Origin of the sequence: Serratia rhizosphaerae (genome assembly GCF_009817885.1) — a bacterium.
In the GTDB taxonomy this organism is placed as follows: domain Bacteria; phylum Pseudomonadota; class Gammaproteobacteria; order Enterobacterales; family Enterobacteriaceae; genus Serratia_B; species Serratia_B rhizosphaerae.
The window spans coordinates 1,899,641-1,912,784 of record NZ_CP041764.1; the positions used below are offsets into that span (position 1 = coordinate 1,899,641).

Below are 13,144 nucleotides of genomic sequence, written 5' to 3' on the forward strand. Positions count from 1 at the left end.
GTTAACGATCAAATAGATAAACATAACCTTCCCTGTTACTGCGTAAGTACATCCCGCAGATCTCTGGGAAGACGCGTATGCGCCAGTGATGGCTTGAATAGATAAGGAATTAATACATAACAATCAGTAAATAAGATCACCATCCCAAATGGTAATCGTTTCCAAGTATAGATAGCGATATTGAATGAATCGCAGAATTAAAAACTTTTTAAAATGATTTCGAAAGTATTTTTATCTAAAAAAACAGGAAACATACACATATGAAACACAAAAATCACAACAAGAAAGAGATAAAGCCCAATAGGAACGCCACATTGGGCGACGAGTGTTTCATGCTGGTACTTTTAATATTGCCTGAAGTTTTATTTCATCAAATGATAAATTGATCACAAATATTATTTTGAACACAAATTAAATAGCCGCAGCGAACATATTCGACGTGATTAAAATTAAATATAGAAAGCGAAATAATGACTAAATCAATAATAAAAACCTCTGGGTTGAGTTTCATATTATTAGCATGCTAAACAAACCCGACCTGATTAATTAATCACTCGCCGATTGTATTTCCCTTGACTCTGGAGTTGGCTCCAAGGTGTAAAGTTTGCCACGATAATGATCGTTAACTGCCTGGGGGCGTTATGCATACTCATCAAGAACATCAGCACCACGAACACAACCACCATGACGGCGGCTGCGGTTGCAACCACAGCCACGCCAAAACCCAACACGGCTGCAGCAGTGAAAAACCGGCTGACGCCGCTGGTCACGCCTGCGGCGACGGGCACCAGCATCAGCACGGCGCAAGCTGCTGCGACAGCGGCGACCCGGATGAGGAAAGCGATAGGTTAACCGCCGCTCCCCCAGCCGGCAGCCAGCGTTTTAGTTGGAAGGTCAACGGCATGGATTGCCCAAGCTGCGCCAAAAAAATCGAGAATGCCGTCACCGCCATTCCCGGTGTCAACAACGCGCGCGTACTGTTCGCCACCGAGAAATTAGTGGTGGATGCGCAGAGCGATATCAGACAACGCGTTCAGGATGCGGTCGCGCAGGCCGGCTTTACTCTGCTTGGCATCGGCGGCCCGCCGCAGCCGGCGTCGGAAAGCGAATCGCGCTTTGCGCCCTACTATCCTTTACTTCTGCTGACGGCGCTGATGCTCCTCAGTGTGGTGCTAGACCGCATCAACCCGCAATGGGGCAACATCGCCTTTATCGCCACCACGCTGGTCGGGCTCGCACCGATCGCGCGCAAAGCGCTGCGTTTAATCCGTTCCGGTACGCCGTTCGCCATTGAAACCCTGATGAGCGTCGCCGCCATCGGCGCGCTGTTTATCGGCGCCACCGCCGAAGCGGCCATGGTGCTGTTGCTGTTTATGGTCGGCGAACTGCTGGAATCCTACGCCGCCAACCGGGCGCGACGCGGCGTCACCGCGCTGATGGCGCTGGTGCCGGAAGAGGCGGTGCTGCTGAACGGCAGCCAGCGCCGGCGTGTACCGGTCAGCAGCCTGCGGCCGGGCGATGTGATTGAAATCGCCCCCGGCGCCCGGCTGCCGGCCGATGCCGAGCTGATCGACCCGTTCGCCAGCTTTGACGAAAGTGCACTGACCGGCGAGTCCGTACCGGTGGAACGCCAGCAGGGAGAAAAAGTGGCGGCGGGCAGCCTGTCGGTCGATCAGTCGGTGCAGATGAAAGTGGTCTCCGAGCCGGGCAAGAATGCCATCGACCGCATCCTGCAGCTGATTGAAGAGGCGGAAGAACGCCGCGCGCCGATTGAGCGCTTCCTTGACCGCTTCAGCCGCTACTACACGCCGGCGATCATGCTGCTGTCGCTGGCCGTCATTCTGCTGCCGCCGCTGCTGTTTGCCCAGCCATGGGAAACCTGGATTTATCGTGGCCTGACGCTGTTACTGATCGGTTGCCCGTGCGCGCTGGTGATTTCAACGCCGGCGGCCATCACCTCCGGCCTGGCGGCGGCCACCCGCCGCGGCTCATTGATTAAAGGCGGCGCCGCCCTGGAACAGTTGGGACAGGTGCAAACCATCGCGTTTGATAAAACCGGCACCTTGACCGAAGGTAAACCCACGGTCACCGACGTGCTGCCAATCGGCGCACTGAGCGAACAGCAACTGCTGACGCTGGCGGCCGCGGTCGAGGCCGGTTCGCATCATCCGCTAGCGCAGGCGATCGTTCGTCGGGCCGAACAATATGGTGCACCGCTGCCGCTGGCCGACAACCGTCGCGCGCTGGCCGGCGTGGGCATCGAGGGGCAGCTTGACGGCAAAACGGTGCGCATCAGCGCACCGGCCAAACTGACGCCGGGGCTGCTGGACATTACCTGGCAAACGCGTCTGGAACAGTTGGAAAGCGAAGGGAAAACCGTAGTGGTTGCGCTGGAGGATAATCAGCCCGTCGGCCTGCTGGCCCTGCGCGATACGCTGCGCAGCGATGCGCGACAGGCGATAGCCGCGCTCAGCCAAATGGGCATTAGCGGCGTCATGCTGACCGGCGATAACCCACGCGCGGCGGCCGCCATCGCCCGTGAGCTGGGCATCGACTACCGCGCCGGGCTGCTGCCGGAAGATAAGGTCACGGCGGTGACGGAACTGAGCCGGCAACGGCCGACGGCGATGCTCGGCGACGGCATCAACGATGCGCCGGCAATGAAAGCCGCCAGCATCGGTATTGCCATGGGCAGCGGCACCGACGTCGCGCTGGAGACCGCCGATGCGGCGCTGACGCACAACCGCCTGCTGGGTATCGCCGAAATGGTGCACATCTCGCGCGCCACCCACGCCAATATCCGGCAAAACATCACCATTGCGCTGGGGCTGAAAGGGATATTCCTGATTACCAGCCTGCTGGGCATCACCGGCCTGTGGCTGGCGGTGCTGGCCGACTCCGGCGCCACCGCGCTGGTGACGCTGAATGCAATCCGACTGTTAAAAGTCCGTCAGTGATCTTATTGTGCTCCGCGCGCAGCGCGGAGCACAATAGGCGCATTAAATGTGCGTACACCCTTGCTTTATTTATTATACCCTTACGCTCTTACCATAAGAATACTCCGCTTTTTTCGCGTATTCCCATGCAAAGAGCCTGAATGATGAAACCCTTTAACTATAAAAACGTTATTTTCGTTCCCGTAGCGCTGTTTTCAGCGGTAACATTTGCGCAACAACCCACTACTGAAGACACCGAGCGGCTGATTGACAACGCCCAGCGCCCCGCTTTTTCCCAAGGCGCATTGCCGGCGGCCAGCCAGCAGGACGTCACGCCGGCGCTGGCCGAACCCGCCGCCGCGCCACTGTCACAGTCACAACACCACATGCTGCCTTTCTGGGGCGATGAAGCGCGCGCGCGCGGCTACGATCTGCCGGAAACCTTCGGTATCGGCATTAACCATATGAATATGCGGCAGAATATTGAGGTCAGCAGTATCGCCTTCTCCGGGTTGGGTTGGGACACCTTCCAGATGCCGGGCGATCTGTTTAATATCAAAGCCGAAAACAGCCGCGAGAAAAGTAAAACCGAAACGATGCGTCTCGACGCCTGGGTGTTACCGTTCCTGAACGTCTACGGCATCGTCGGCCATACCCGTGGCAGCTCCCATTCGATCGTTTCCGTCGATGCCGACCCAAGCCAATACACCGGTCTGATGGAAAGGATCATCGCCTCAGCCGTGCACCAAATGAACAAAAGCGGTCAGCTGAAAGATCTGGATTTTAATCTGGATTTTAAGGGCACCACCTACGGTGCCGGCTTTACGCTGGCCGGCGGCTATGAAAACTGGTTCACCACACTGGACACCAACTACACCCGCACCGACTTCAACATTCTCGACGGGCAAATTTCGGCGCTCACCGTGACGCCGCGCGTCGGCTATCGTTTCCAGATGCCGGGCATCAGCGGCACCAGCCATCTGAACCTGTGGGTCGGCAGCATGTATCAGGACGTACAGCAAGAGTTTAAAGGCAGCCTGGGAGATCTGAATATGCCGGCCGCTCTGCAGCCGCTGATCGCTATCGCCAACCAGCGCGGTGAAGGGCGCTTCCGGGTCAAGCAACACCTGCAGTCACCGTGGAACGTGCTGGTCGGCGCGCAATATGAGATCACCCGGAACTTCAACGTGATGACGGAAATCGGCTTTAGCGAGCGCAACAGTGCGATGGTTTCCGCTGAATATCGCTTCTGATGTTACGCTGGCTTCCCCTTCTGCTGTTGACGGTGCAAACGGCGGCCTGCGCCGTGCTGCCCAGCCGGCAGCAGATTGACGACCTGCTGCGCCCGCTGGGCGCAGACAACCATTTTGACCACCGTAAGACCATCGACTGGGGCGTACTGCCGGGGCCGTTCTATACCCCGGAACTGGGCCTGGGCATTGGCACTGCCGTGGTCGGCATGTATCGCCCGGACAGCAGCGACAGCGTCAGTCAAAACTCTACGCTGGCGCTCAAAGGCTTTTTCAGTTCGACCGGCGCATTCGGCATGGGTTTTGAAAACTACAGCTTCTTCGCCAACGACCAATGGCGCTTTTTCACCACCGGCAGCATGAAAAATATGCCCACCTATTACTGGGGCACCGGCTATCAGGCCGGCCGGCATGATAGCAACAAGGAAAAATATACCCAGCAGTCGCTGCAGGTCGCGCCTGTCGTGATGTACCGCATTGCCGATGCTACCTACCTGGGACTCGGCTGGGATTTCTCCTCGACCCACGCCGACGATCCGGACAACGGCGACCACAGCCTGTTTCTGTCGGAAGCGGCCGGGCCGTCTTCGATCAGTTCCGGCGTCAGCGCGCATTTCAGTTACGATACGCGGGACTTTGTCGCCAACGCCAGTCGCGGACAGTACTTCAACCTGACCTACACCCATTTCGCCCCTGAGCTAGGCAGCGACAGCCGGTTCGAAACGCTGGAATCGCAGTACAATCTGTACCATAGTCTGAGCGCCAAAAGCGTACTGGCGCTCGATCTCTACGGCCGTTTTGCCAGCGGCGAAGTGCCATGGGATCGCCTGTCGGAGTTGGGCAACGATAACCGTATGCGTGGTTACTATCAGGGGCGCTACCGCGATCGCAACGCCTTCAGCGGACAGATCGAATACCGCCGCAAGCTCAACTGGCGGCATGGCTATGTGCTGTGGGCCGGCACCGGCACCATGAGCCGCAGCGCCGGCGATCTGGGGAGCGGCAACTGGCTGCCGACCGTCGGCGCCGGCTACCGTTTTGAGTTTAAACCGCGGATGAACGTACGCCTCGACTTCGGCGTCGGACGTCAGAGCAGCGGGTTCTATTTTCAAGTGGGAGAAGCTTTTTAATGCGTTATAGTGCGCTGATATTCATCATGTTTCTGAATACGGCACAGGCCGTCGCGGCGACGGAAACCACTATCACAGCACAGCCGACCCGCGCCACGCGCATCGCCTGGCCGGTGGCGCCCCCGCTGTCCGCGCCGGACGGGCTGCGCCCGTGCTGCGCCTTTGGCTTCGATCTCAAGGTACAGGCGCTGGGCATTCCGGTGCCCTTTTACCAATTAGGCAACGTGGTGGACGCCAATCAGCTTGGCCACCACCGCTATAACGACAGCGCCTTCGGCGCCGTCAGCAATGTGCTGGGGCTGAGCAGCGAGCGGGACGGTCTGCTGTACACCCGCCGCGGCGGGTTTATTGATATCGCCCACGTACGCGACACCGCCGACAACACCCTGTACCTCTTCAGCCAGATCCTGCCACGGCTCGGCCAACGCTGGCAGCTCTCCCTGGGGGAGGAGCTGGCGCAGCGGCGGATTCAGCTCAACGCCTTTACGCCGCCGGCAGACGCGGCGCAGCGCTATACGCTGGCGGCCTATCTGGCAGGGAAACTGGCATACCAGCTGGCCGCCTGGCATGAAATCGCCCAGTGGTACGGTTACCAGTCCGTACCCGGTTTTTCCGAGGAGATCTCCGCCTTTTCGCCGGAAGATCTCTACTCCAACCTGCTGGGCGCGCGGCTGGCGATCGATGTAATTTTACAGGGCGGCGCGGTTTCGGTCGGCAGCTATAACCGGGCGATGGAAAGCCTGCTGCCTGCGGCGCTTAATCAGCTTGGCGCGGTATCCGCCACGCAGACCCGGCGGCAACTGGCCGCTATCGACGGCGACTGGTGGGACAGCCACCGGCGGGTGCCGGAAAAGTTTTTGGTGTTGAAACGCAACTATGACACCGGCGACAACCGTCTGCCGACGCCGGTGCCGTTCGAACGCACCGCGCCGCAGCGTCTGATGCTGCCGCAGCAGCGCTACGGCATTCCGTTGGATGATATCGGAGAGTTACAGCTCTGGCCGGGCAGTTCCCCGCGTCATCTGCTGCCGCCGTCGCCCTACTATACGGCGAAAGACTTCAGCGCCCTGGCGCTGCACGCCCGGGCCGAAGACGCCCGGCAGATACTGGAAAAGCGTTGACGGACGGCGCGCCGGCCTCAGGCAGCAGCGGTGCCCTTACGCAGCAAATAGCGGTAAGGGGTCTGCTCAGTCTCCTGCGCCACCAGCGTATGCTCCATAAAACGGCAGAAGCCGGGGATATCGCGGGTGGTGGCCGGATCGTCGGCAATGATCAGCAGCGTTTGGCCATTGTCCATATGGCGTACGGTTTTACGCACCATCATCACCGGTTCTGGACAGCGCAGGCCAAGCGCATCGAGCGTTTGGTCTGCCTGGGAAAAGATGTCACTCATGTTATTTATCTCGATCAACTACGATCGGCGAACGCTCGCCGGATCTCATAACGGCATAGTTTACGCCGGTGGTTTTTCTGTGCAACATGCGTTAACGTTTGCGTGTATTTTAACCGCACCGTTGATTGCATTGGTTGCGCAAACGCGTATCATGCGCCGCGCGGCTGACAAAAAAAGCGGCCGTACAATTTATTGATCGCCCCGCACACTGCAGGGTGAACATCGTCGGTATGGGTTCCCTCACCCCATTGATTCAAAAAGGTCATTTATGTACGCTTTTACTCCGCAACAGCGCACCGGCGCGTTGCTTTGGCTGTCGCTGTTCCACATCCTCATCATTACCTCCAGCAACTATCTGGTGCAGCTGCCGATTACCATTTTCGGCTTCCACACCACCTGGGGCGCTTTTACCTTTCCGTTTATTTTTCTGGCCACCGATCTGACCGTGCGCATTTTCGGCGCGCCGCTGGCGAGAAAGATCATTCTGGCGGTGATGGTGCCGGCGCTGTTTATCTCCTACGTGATTTCCACCGTGACGTTTCAGGGTGAATGGCAGGGGCTGGCGGCGCTGGGTCAGTTCAATCTGTTTGTCGCACGCATCGCCGTCGCCAGCTTTATGGCCTACGTGCTCGGCCAGATCCTCGACGTGCACGTATTTAACCGCCTGCGCCAGCGCAGCGCCTGGTGGGTCGCACCCGCCGCTGCGATGTTCCTCGGCAATATCAGCGATACGCTGTCGTTCTTCTTTATCGCCTTCTACCGGAGCAGCGATCCGTTTATGGCCGCCAACTGGGTGGAAATCGCCCTGGTGGATTACAGCTTCAAGGTGATGATCTGCCTGCTGTTCTTCCTGCCGATGTACGGCGTGCTGCTGAACATGCTGTTGAAATACCTTGCCGGCCGTCATCAGAACGGCGCGCTGCAGACGAGTTAGGTTATGATGGCGGCCTGCGCAACGACGGAGGCCGCCCAGATGTTAACCACCCGCCCTGCCACGCTGGCACAAATCCGGCAGCTCTATCAGCATATCCCCGAATTCGCCGCAGCACACCGCCTGCAGGATCTGCAGCTGCGTATCGGCAACGCCGTGCATCACGCGCTGATTGCCGAACTGGACGGCCAGCCGGTCGGTTTCAAGCTGGGCTATCAAACCGATGACGATACCTTCTACAGCTGGCTGGGCGGCGTGCTGCCCGCCTTCCGCCGCCGCGGCGTCGCCGGACAACTGCTGGAAGAACAGGAACGCTGGGCGCGTACGCAGGGCTTCAGCCGGCTGACGGTGAAAACGCGCAATCAGTTTCGCGGTATGCTGATGTTGCTGGTCAGCCGTCACTATCAGATTATTGCGCTGGAAAAGAAGGGCGAAGTGGCTGATTATCGGCTATTACTGGAAAAAAGGGTGTGACAAAATCCACCTTGCATTTCGCTACACAATAGGTTGCGATCGAGCAAAGAGACACGCTATCCGTCATACTTCAGGTAACAGGAACCTTAGCGTTATACGCTGCCCTGCATTCGCATGATTCAGGGTATAACCCGTGAAGAAAAGGAAGAAAGCCCAATGCGTAAAGTAGCAAAATTAATGGGTATCAGCCTGCTGGTACTTGGCCTGGCAGCCTGCGACGGCGACACCAAAGACGCCCAGGCGCCGGCCGGCGACACCGCCAGCAGCAGTGCGGCCGCGCAGCAGGTGAGTTTGCTGGACGGTAAACTGGCCTTTACCCTGCCGACCGGCATGTCTGACCAAAGCGGCAAGCTGGGCAATCAGGCCAACAATATGCACGTGTATGCCGACAGCACCGGCCAGCGCGCGGTGATCGTCATTCTGGGCGATAAAACCAGCGAGAGCCTGGAAACGCTGGCACAGCGTCTGGAAACCACGCAGCGCGCGCGCGACGCCAACCTGCAGGTAGTGACCAATAAAGCCATCGAAGTCGACGGCATCCCGCTGCGCCAGCTGGACAGCATCCTCAGCAGCGGCGGCGAGAAAGCCTACTCGTCTATCCTGATCGGCACGCTGGACAACCACCTGCTGACCATTCAGGTGACGCTGCCGGCGGATAATCAGCAGCAGGCGCAGACCGACGCCTCCGCGATTATCAATACGCTGAAGCTCAAACAGTAATCCTCCGCGGGCCGGCGCTGCCGGCCCCGTTCTCTCCCGCTCAGGCCAGTGCCTGCGCCAGCAGCGTGATCGGATGTTCACAGCGCTTGCTGGTCGACATTTCAATCTGCCATTTACAGGTTTCACAGTCGGTAATCACCCAATCAACGCCGCTCTGCTCAATCTGCCGGAACAGCGATGCGCCGATGCCCTGCGAGGTGGCGTAATTCTCCGATTTAAAACCGTACGTGCCGGCAATGCCGCAGCACTGCGAATCCAGCACCACCAGCTCCAGCCCGGGGATCTGCCGCAGCAGTTCCAGGGTGTAGGCCGTCCAGCCCATTTTCTCCATATGGCACGGCGTATGGTAGGCCACGCGCAGCGGCGTATGGCGCAGCGGCAGCGTCCGCCCTTCGCTCAGCAGACGGTAGAGGTAACGCGTCGCCAGCTCCACGCGGTCACGCACCGCCATGGTGTCCACGCCTAACAGGTGCGGATACTCATCGCGCAGGGTAAAGGTGCAGCTCGACGAGGTCGCCACCACCGGCACGCCCTGCTCCAGCACCGTCTGGCGCAGGGATTCGGCGTTCACCGTCGCCTGTTTTTTCGCCTGTTCGATAAAACCGTTGGCGATCAACGGCACGCCGCAGCATTTTTCCCGCTGCAGCAGCTGAACGCCGATCCCCATGGCGTTAAACACGCGGATCAGATCCTTGCCCAGCTGCGGATGGTTGTAGTTAACAAAGCAGCCGTGGAAAAACGCCACCTGCTCGGCATAGCCCCGCTGCTGCTGCGCCTGCTGACGATACCAGCGGCGGAAGGTGCCGAACGAGTACTTCGGCAACGTGCGGCGATGGTCAATTTTCAGCGCCTTATCCAGCAGTTTGCGCACCGGTTTCAGTCCGGTGGCGGCATTGACGATCGGCGCGAACGGCGTCGACAGCGACCCCATAATGTCGGTATGGCTGAGGAGGGCGTCGCGCAGGCTCGGTTTGCTCTGGCTCAGATCGGCACGCGCCCGCTGAATAATATCGCCGATTTTGACCTCCGACGGGCAGGCCACTTCGCAGCGTTTGCAGTTAGTGCAGTACTTCAGCGCTTCGTCATACAGCGCCGGGTCCTTCAGCCGCAGACGCTCGCCGTCCGGTCCCGCCTGCTTCGGCCCCGGATAGAGCGGATTCACCTTGGCCACCGGACAATAGGTGGTGCAGACGGTGCATTTGATGCAGCTTTCAAAGCTGTTATCGCTCGTCAGGCTCATGCGTCCCCTCCCTGTTCAACAATATGTCGGGCGACATGCAGCGCCCCCAACAACGACACGCCGGCGCCGCACCCCTGCTGCAGCGGATCGTAGCCGCCGGTCACCGCGCCGATGGCGTACAGGTTATCCAGCGCCTGCCCCTGCCTGACGGCTCGCAGTTGCGCGTCGGTGCGCACGCCGAACTGCAGATAGGGTTGCGGCGCGAACAGGTCGCGCTGACACCAGTCGGCACGCTCGGCGCGGTCGTAAACATCCAGCCCGAAGACCGGCTCGCGGATGCCGTTGATATCCGAACTGAGGCCGTTACTGAAGAAACTGCCGCCGGCCAACACCAGCTGCGGCGCCCGCAGCGGAATATCGCCGTGGTTACGGGTATACAGCGCCGTCACCCGTCCGCCGTCAAACTCGGCGCGCAGCGCGCGATCGCCGGGCATCAGCACACCGCCCAGCTGCACCAGACGCTGACGCAGCGCCTGGTGCAGGCGCATGCCCAATACCGAAGGCGGCAAGGTCGGCAACAGCATTACCGGCTTGCCCAGCCGCTGCTGCAGCGCCTGCAGCGCGCGGTCATCCTCCAGTCCCAGACAGGCCGGCAGGAATACGGCCTCCGCCTCGTCCGCCAGCCGCCGGATTTCCTCCGCCAGCGCGGCGTGTTGTTCCGGCATATCCAACACCCGGGCGATATTGACCGCGCGAAATTCGCTGGGGTTATTGCGCAGACGGTCGAGCGCCGGCAGATGCAGATAGCCGACAAGAACGTCAACGCCCTGCTGGCGCTGCAGCGAGCTGGCCGCCAACTGCGGCTGGAAATCCAGAAAGCCTTCGATGCCCAGCAGCGCGATGCTGCGCCACGGCAGCGGCGCGTCCAGCGGCGTGGTCGGCACCGCTTGCGGACTGAGCCAGGTCGCCCGCCGCGTGCCCAGCGGCGTAACGCGCAGATGGTTCATCCGGCTGTCGCCCTGCATCGCCAGGCCGCAGCGCTGCAGCAGCTGCTGCGCCTCGTTCGCCAGCGCGGCCACCTGCGACGCGCCCATCAGGCTGTAAGGGTGCTGCGGCGCCTGTTGCGCCAACGCGGGCAGCGCGTCGAGCGGCGCCGCCACCGGCGTGCCGTCCGGCAACTGCGCCAGCAGATCCAGCGAACCGGAGGCAAAATAGAGCGCACTCTGCCCGTTGCTCACCACCGCGCAGCGCCGGCCCTGCTCGCTCAAACGCAGCGCGCAGCTCAAGCCCGCCAGCCCGCCGCCGATCACTACGACGTCAAATTGCATCATCCGCCTCCTGTTTGCCGTCGCCGCACGCATCCAGCCCGCACAGTCCCTGATAGACCCAACTGGTGAACTCGCTTTCGCGCAGCGCATCGCCCCAGGCGATCGGCCGCACGCCTTTCCAGCGTTCGTTCAGGAAGTGGGAGAGCTGGGTGATGGACTGCTGCGGCGTGCTGACATTAAAACGGGACAGCAGGCCGGCGGCGCGGCAGGCGCACAGTTCGCCCTGACAGGTGCCCATTCCCACGCGGGTGCGGCGGCGTAAATCCACCAGGTTATTGACCGTCAGCGACTCTACCGCGTAGCGTACTTCGCCGGCGGTCACCGCTTCGCATTCGCACACCAGACTGGTATCGAGGCGATTCTCGGCCGGCACCAATCCGGCGCGGTCGCCGTGGCGATACACCGCCGAACCGCGGATGCTGGCCGGCAGCGACACCACGCGGCGCACGGTTTCTTCCGCCGACTGACGCGAGCCGGGCAGCGCCTGTTCCGCGGTGGTGCAGCGGGCGTTGACGGCGAGTTTTTCGCACACCAGGTCGGTGGCCCACTCCGCCATCAGCCGGTAAGTCATCAGCTTGCCGCCGGTGATGGTGATAAAGCCTTCCAGGCCGTCGCGCTGCGCATGGTCGAGCAGCACAATGCCGCGGCTGACGTTACGCCCGGACGGGTCGTCATCGCTGGCCACCAGCGGCCGCACGCCGGCATAGGCGCGCAGAATACGGGTCTGCGCCATCGCGGGCGCCAGCAGCGCCCCTTCGCGCATCAGCGTATCCACTTCCTGCGGCGTCACCAGCATGTTGTCGATCTGGTCGTAATCAATGTGCGTCGAGGTGGTGCCGATCAGCGAGATGGTGTCGCCCGGCACCAGAATGTCGGCGTCCGCCGGTTTACGGCAGCGGTTGATCACCATGTTGTTAATGCGATGGCCGAGGATCAGCAGCGCCCCCTTCGCCGGGAACATGCGTACGCGCAGATCGGCGTATTCGGCAATTTGCTGGCCCCAGATGCCGGCGGCGTTGACCACCACCTCGGCATGAATTTCATACTGACGCCGCTGCTGATGGTCGTAAACGCGCACGCCGCGCACGCGATCGCCCACGCGCAACAGCCCCACCACCTGATGGTAGGTCAGGATCTGCGCGCCCTGTTCGCGCGCGTCCAGCATATTGGCGGCGGTCAGCCGGAAAGGATCGACCGTGCCGTCCGGCACCCGCACGGCGCCGATCAGCGCCGGGTTGGCCGCCGGCTCCAGGCGCAGCGCCTGCTGCGGATCAATCGCCTGTGCGTCAATGCCGGCCTGCCGACAGGCCTGGATAAACTGTTGCTGATACGCCAGCGAATCCTGCGGCAGCGTGATGAACAGGCCATCGGTGCGCTCGATGCAGTGATGCGCAATACGTTTCAGAATGCGGTTTTCTTCAATGCACTCGCGGGCGGATTCGCCGTCGGTCACCGCATAACGCGCGCCGCTGTGCAGCAGGCCGTGGTTGCGCCCGGTGGCGCCGGTGGCGATATCGTGACGCTCCAGCAGCAGGCAGCGTAAGCCGCGGCGCGCGCAGTCGCGGGCAATGCCGGCGCCGGTCGCGCCGCCGCCTATAATGATGACATCCGTTTCAGTTACCGGTGAAGCGTGGCTCATTTCCACCCCCAATGACGCTGATTATGGGGCTATTGATCCATAGTTAGTGTGGAATTTGTTTGATAAGGAACAATAACGAACATAAAACGAAAGAGAAATGTCTATAAAAATCCACTTATGTGATCGTCATCACGACTTTTTTGGCTTTGTCTATTTCATAACG

Annotated in this window: 11 protein-coding genes; 7 read left to right on the plus strand and 4 right to left on the minus strand. The window is 60.4% G+C overall.

Going from position 1 to position 13,144, the window contains the following annotated elements:
• The first annotated feature begins 641 nt into the window (after positions 1-641).
• The 4 genes from FO014_RS08955 to FO014_RS08970 all read left to right on the plus strand — a co-directional run bounded on the left by FO014_RS08955 (position 642) and on the right by FO014_RS08970 (position 6,437).
• Positions 642-2,957, plus strand: a complete 2,316-nt coding sequence (locus tag FO014_RS08955) for a zinc/cadmium/mercury/lead-transporting ATPase (protein ID WP_160029099.1) — start codon at positions 642-644, stop codon at positions 2,955-2,957.
• Positions 2,958-3,100: 143 nt separating this feature from the next.
• Positions 3,101-4,189 carry a hypothetical protein gene (locus FO014_RS08960; RefSeq protein WP_160031385.1) on the plus strand — a complete coding sequence of 363 codons (1,089 nt, stop codon included), beginning with the start codon at positions 3,101-3,103 and terminating at the stop codon, positions 4,187-4,189.
• Positions 4,189-5,316, plus strand: coding sequence for a BamA/TamA family outer membrane protein (locus FO014_RS08965; RefSeq protein ID WP_160029101.1), 1,128 nt, complete (start codon positions 4,189-4,191; stop codon positions 5,314-5,316). Before FO014_RS08960 ends, FO014_RS08965 begins: the two co-directional genes overlap by 1 nt.
• Before the next feature lie 26 nt (positions 5,317-5,342).
• Entirely contained in the window at positions 5,343-6,437 is a 1,095-nt protein-coding gene (locus tag FO014_RS08970; RefSeq protein ID WP_246168104.1) for a DUF4056 domain-containing protein, read from the plus strand.
• Positions 6,438-6,454: 17 nt separating this feature from the next.
• On the opposite strand, the gene tusA is transcribed toward FO014_RS08970, so the two are convergent.
• A complete protein-coding gene (tusA, locus tag FO014_RS08975; RefSeq protein WP_015344163.1) occupies positions 6,455-6,709 on the minus strand; it encodes a sulfurtransferase TusA in 255 nt (84 codons plus the stop codon).
• A gap of 268 nt (positions 6,710-6,977) precedes the next feature.
• Here tusA and FO014_RS08980 point away from each other — a divergent pair, with 268 nt between their 5' ends.
• The 3 genes from FO014_RS08980 (at position 6,978) to FO014_RS08990 (ending at position 8,834) form a co-directional block, all read left to right on the plus strand.
• Positions 6,978-7,643 (plus strand): 7-cyano-7-deazaguanine/7-aminomethyl-7-deazaguanine transporter, encoded by a 666-nt coding sequence (locus tag FO014_RS08980; RefSeq protein WP_160029105.1) that lies wholly within the window; start codon positions 6,978-6,980, stop codon positions 7,641-7,643.
• 39 nt (positions 7,644-7,682) lie between these two features.
• Positions 7,683-8,114, plus strand: coding sequence for a GNAT family N-acetyltransferase (locus tag FO014_RS08985; protein ID WP_160029107.1), 432 nt, complete (start codon positions 7,683-7,685; stop codon positions 8,112-8,114).
• A gap of 156 nt (positions 8,115-8,270) precedes the next feature.
• Entirely contained in the window at positions 8,271-8,834 is a 564-nt protein-coding gene (locus FO014_RS08990) for a DcrB family lipoprotein (RefSeq protein ID WP_160029109.1), read from the plus strand.
• Positions 8,835-8,874: 40 nt separating this feature from the next.
• Here the strand turns inward: FO014_RS08990 and glpC are convergent, their stop codons facing one another.
• From glpC to glpA, 3 genes are read right to left on the minus strand one after another with little or no spacing between them, the layout of a single operon-like run.
• Positions 8,875-10,074, minus strand: coding sequence for an anaerobic glycerol-3-phosphate dehydrogenase subunit GlpC (gene glpC, locus FO014_RS08995; protein ID WP_160029111.1), 1,200 nt, complete (start codon positions 10,072-10,074; stop codon positions 8,875-8,877).
• Positions 10,071-11,342 carry a glycerol-3-phosphate dehydrogenase subunit GlpB gene (gene glpB / locus FO014_RS09000; protein ID WP_160031386.1) on the minus strand — a complete coding sequence of 424 codons (1,272 nt, stop codon included), beginning with the start codon at positions 11,340-11,342 and terminating at the stop codon, positions 10,071-10,073. The genes glpC and glpB overlap by 4 nt, the downstream gene beginning before the upstream one ends.
• The gene (glpA, locus tag FO014_RS09005) at positions 11,332-12,981 is read right to left on the minus strand and encodes an anaerobic glycerol-3-phosphate dehydrogenase subunit A (RefSeq protein ID WP_160029113.1); all 1,650 of its coding nucleotides are present in this window, start codon (positions 12,979-12,981) and stop codon (positions 11,332-11,334) included. The genes glpB and glpA overlap by 11 nt, the downstream gene beginning before the upstream one ends.
• Between the last annotated feature and the right edge of the window lie 163 nt (positions 12,982-13,144).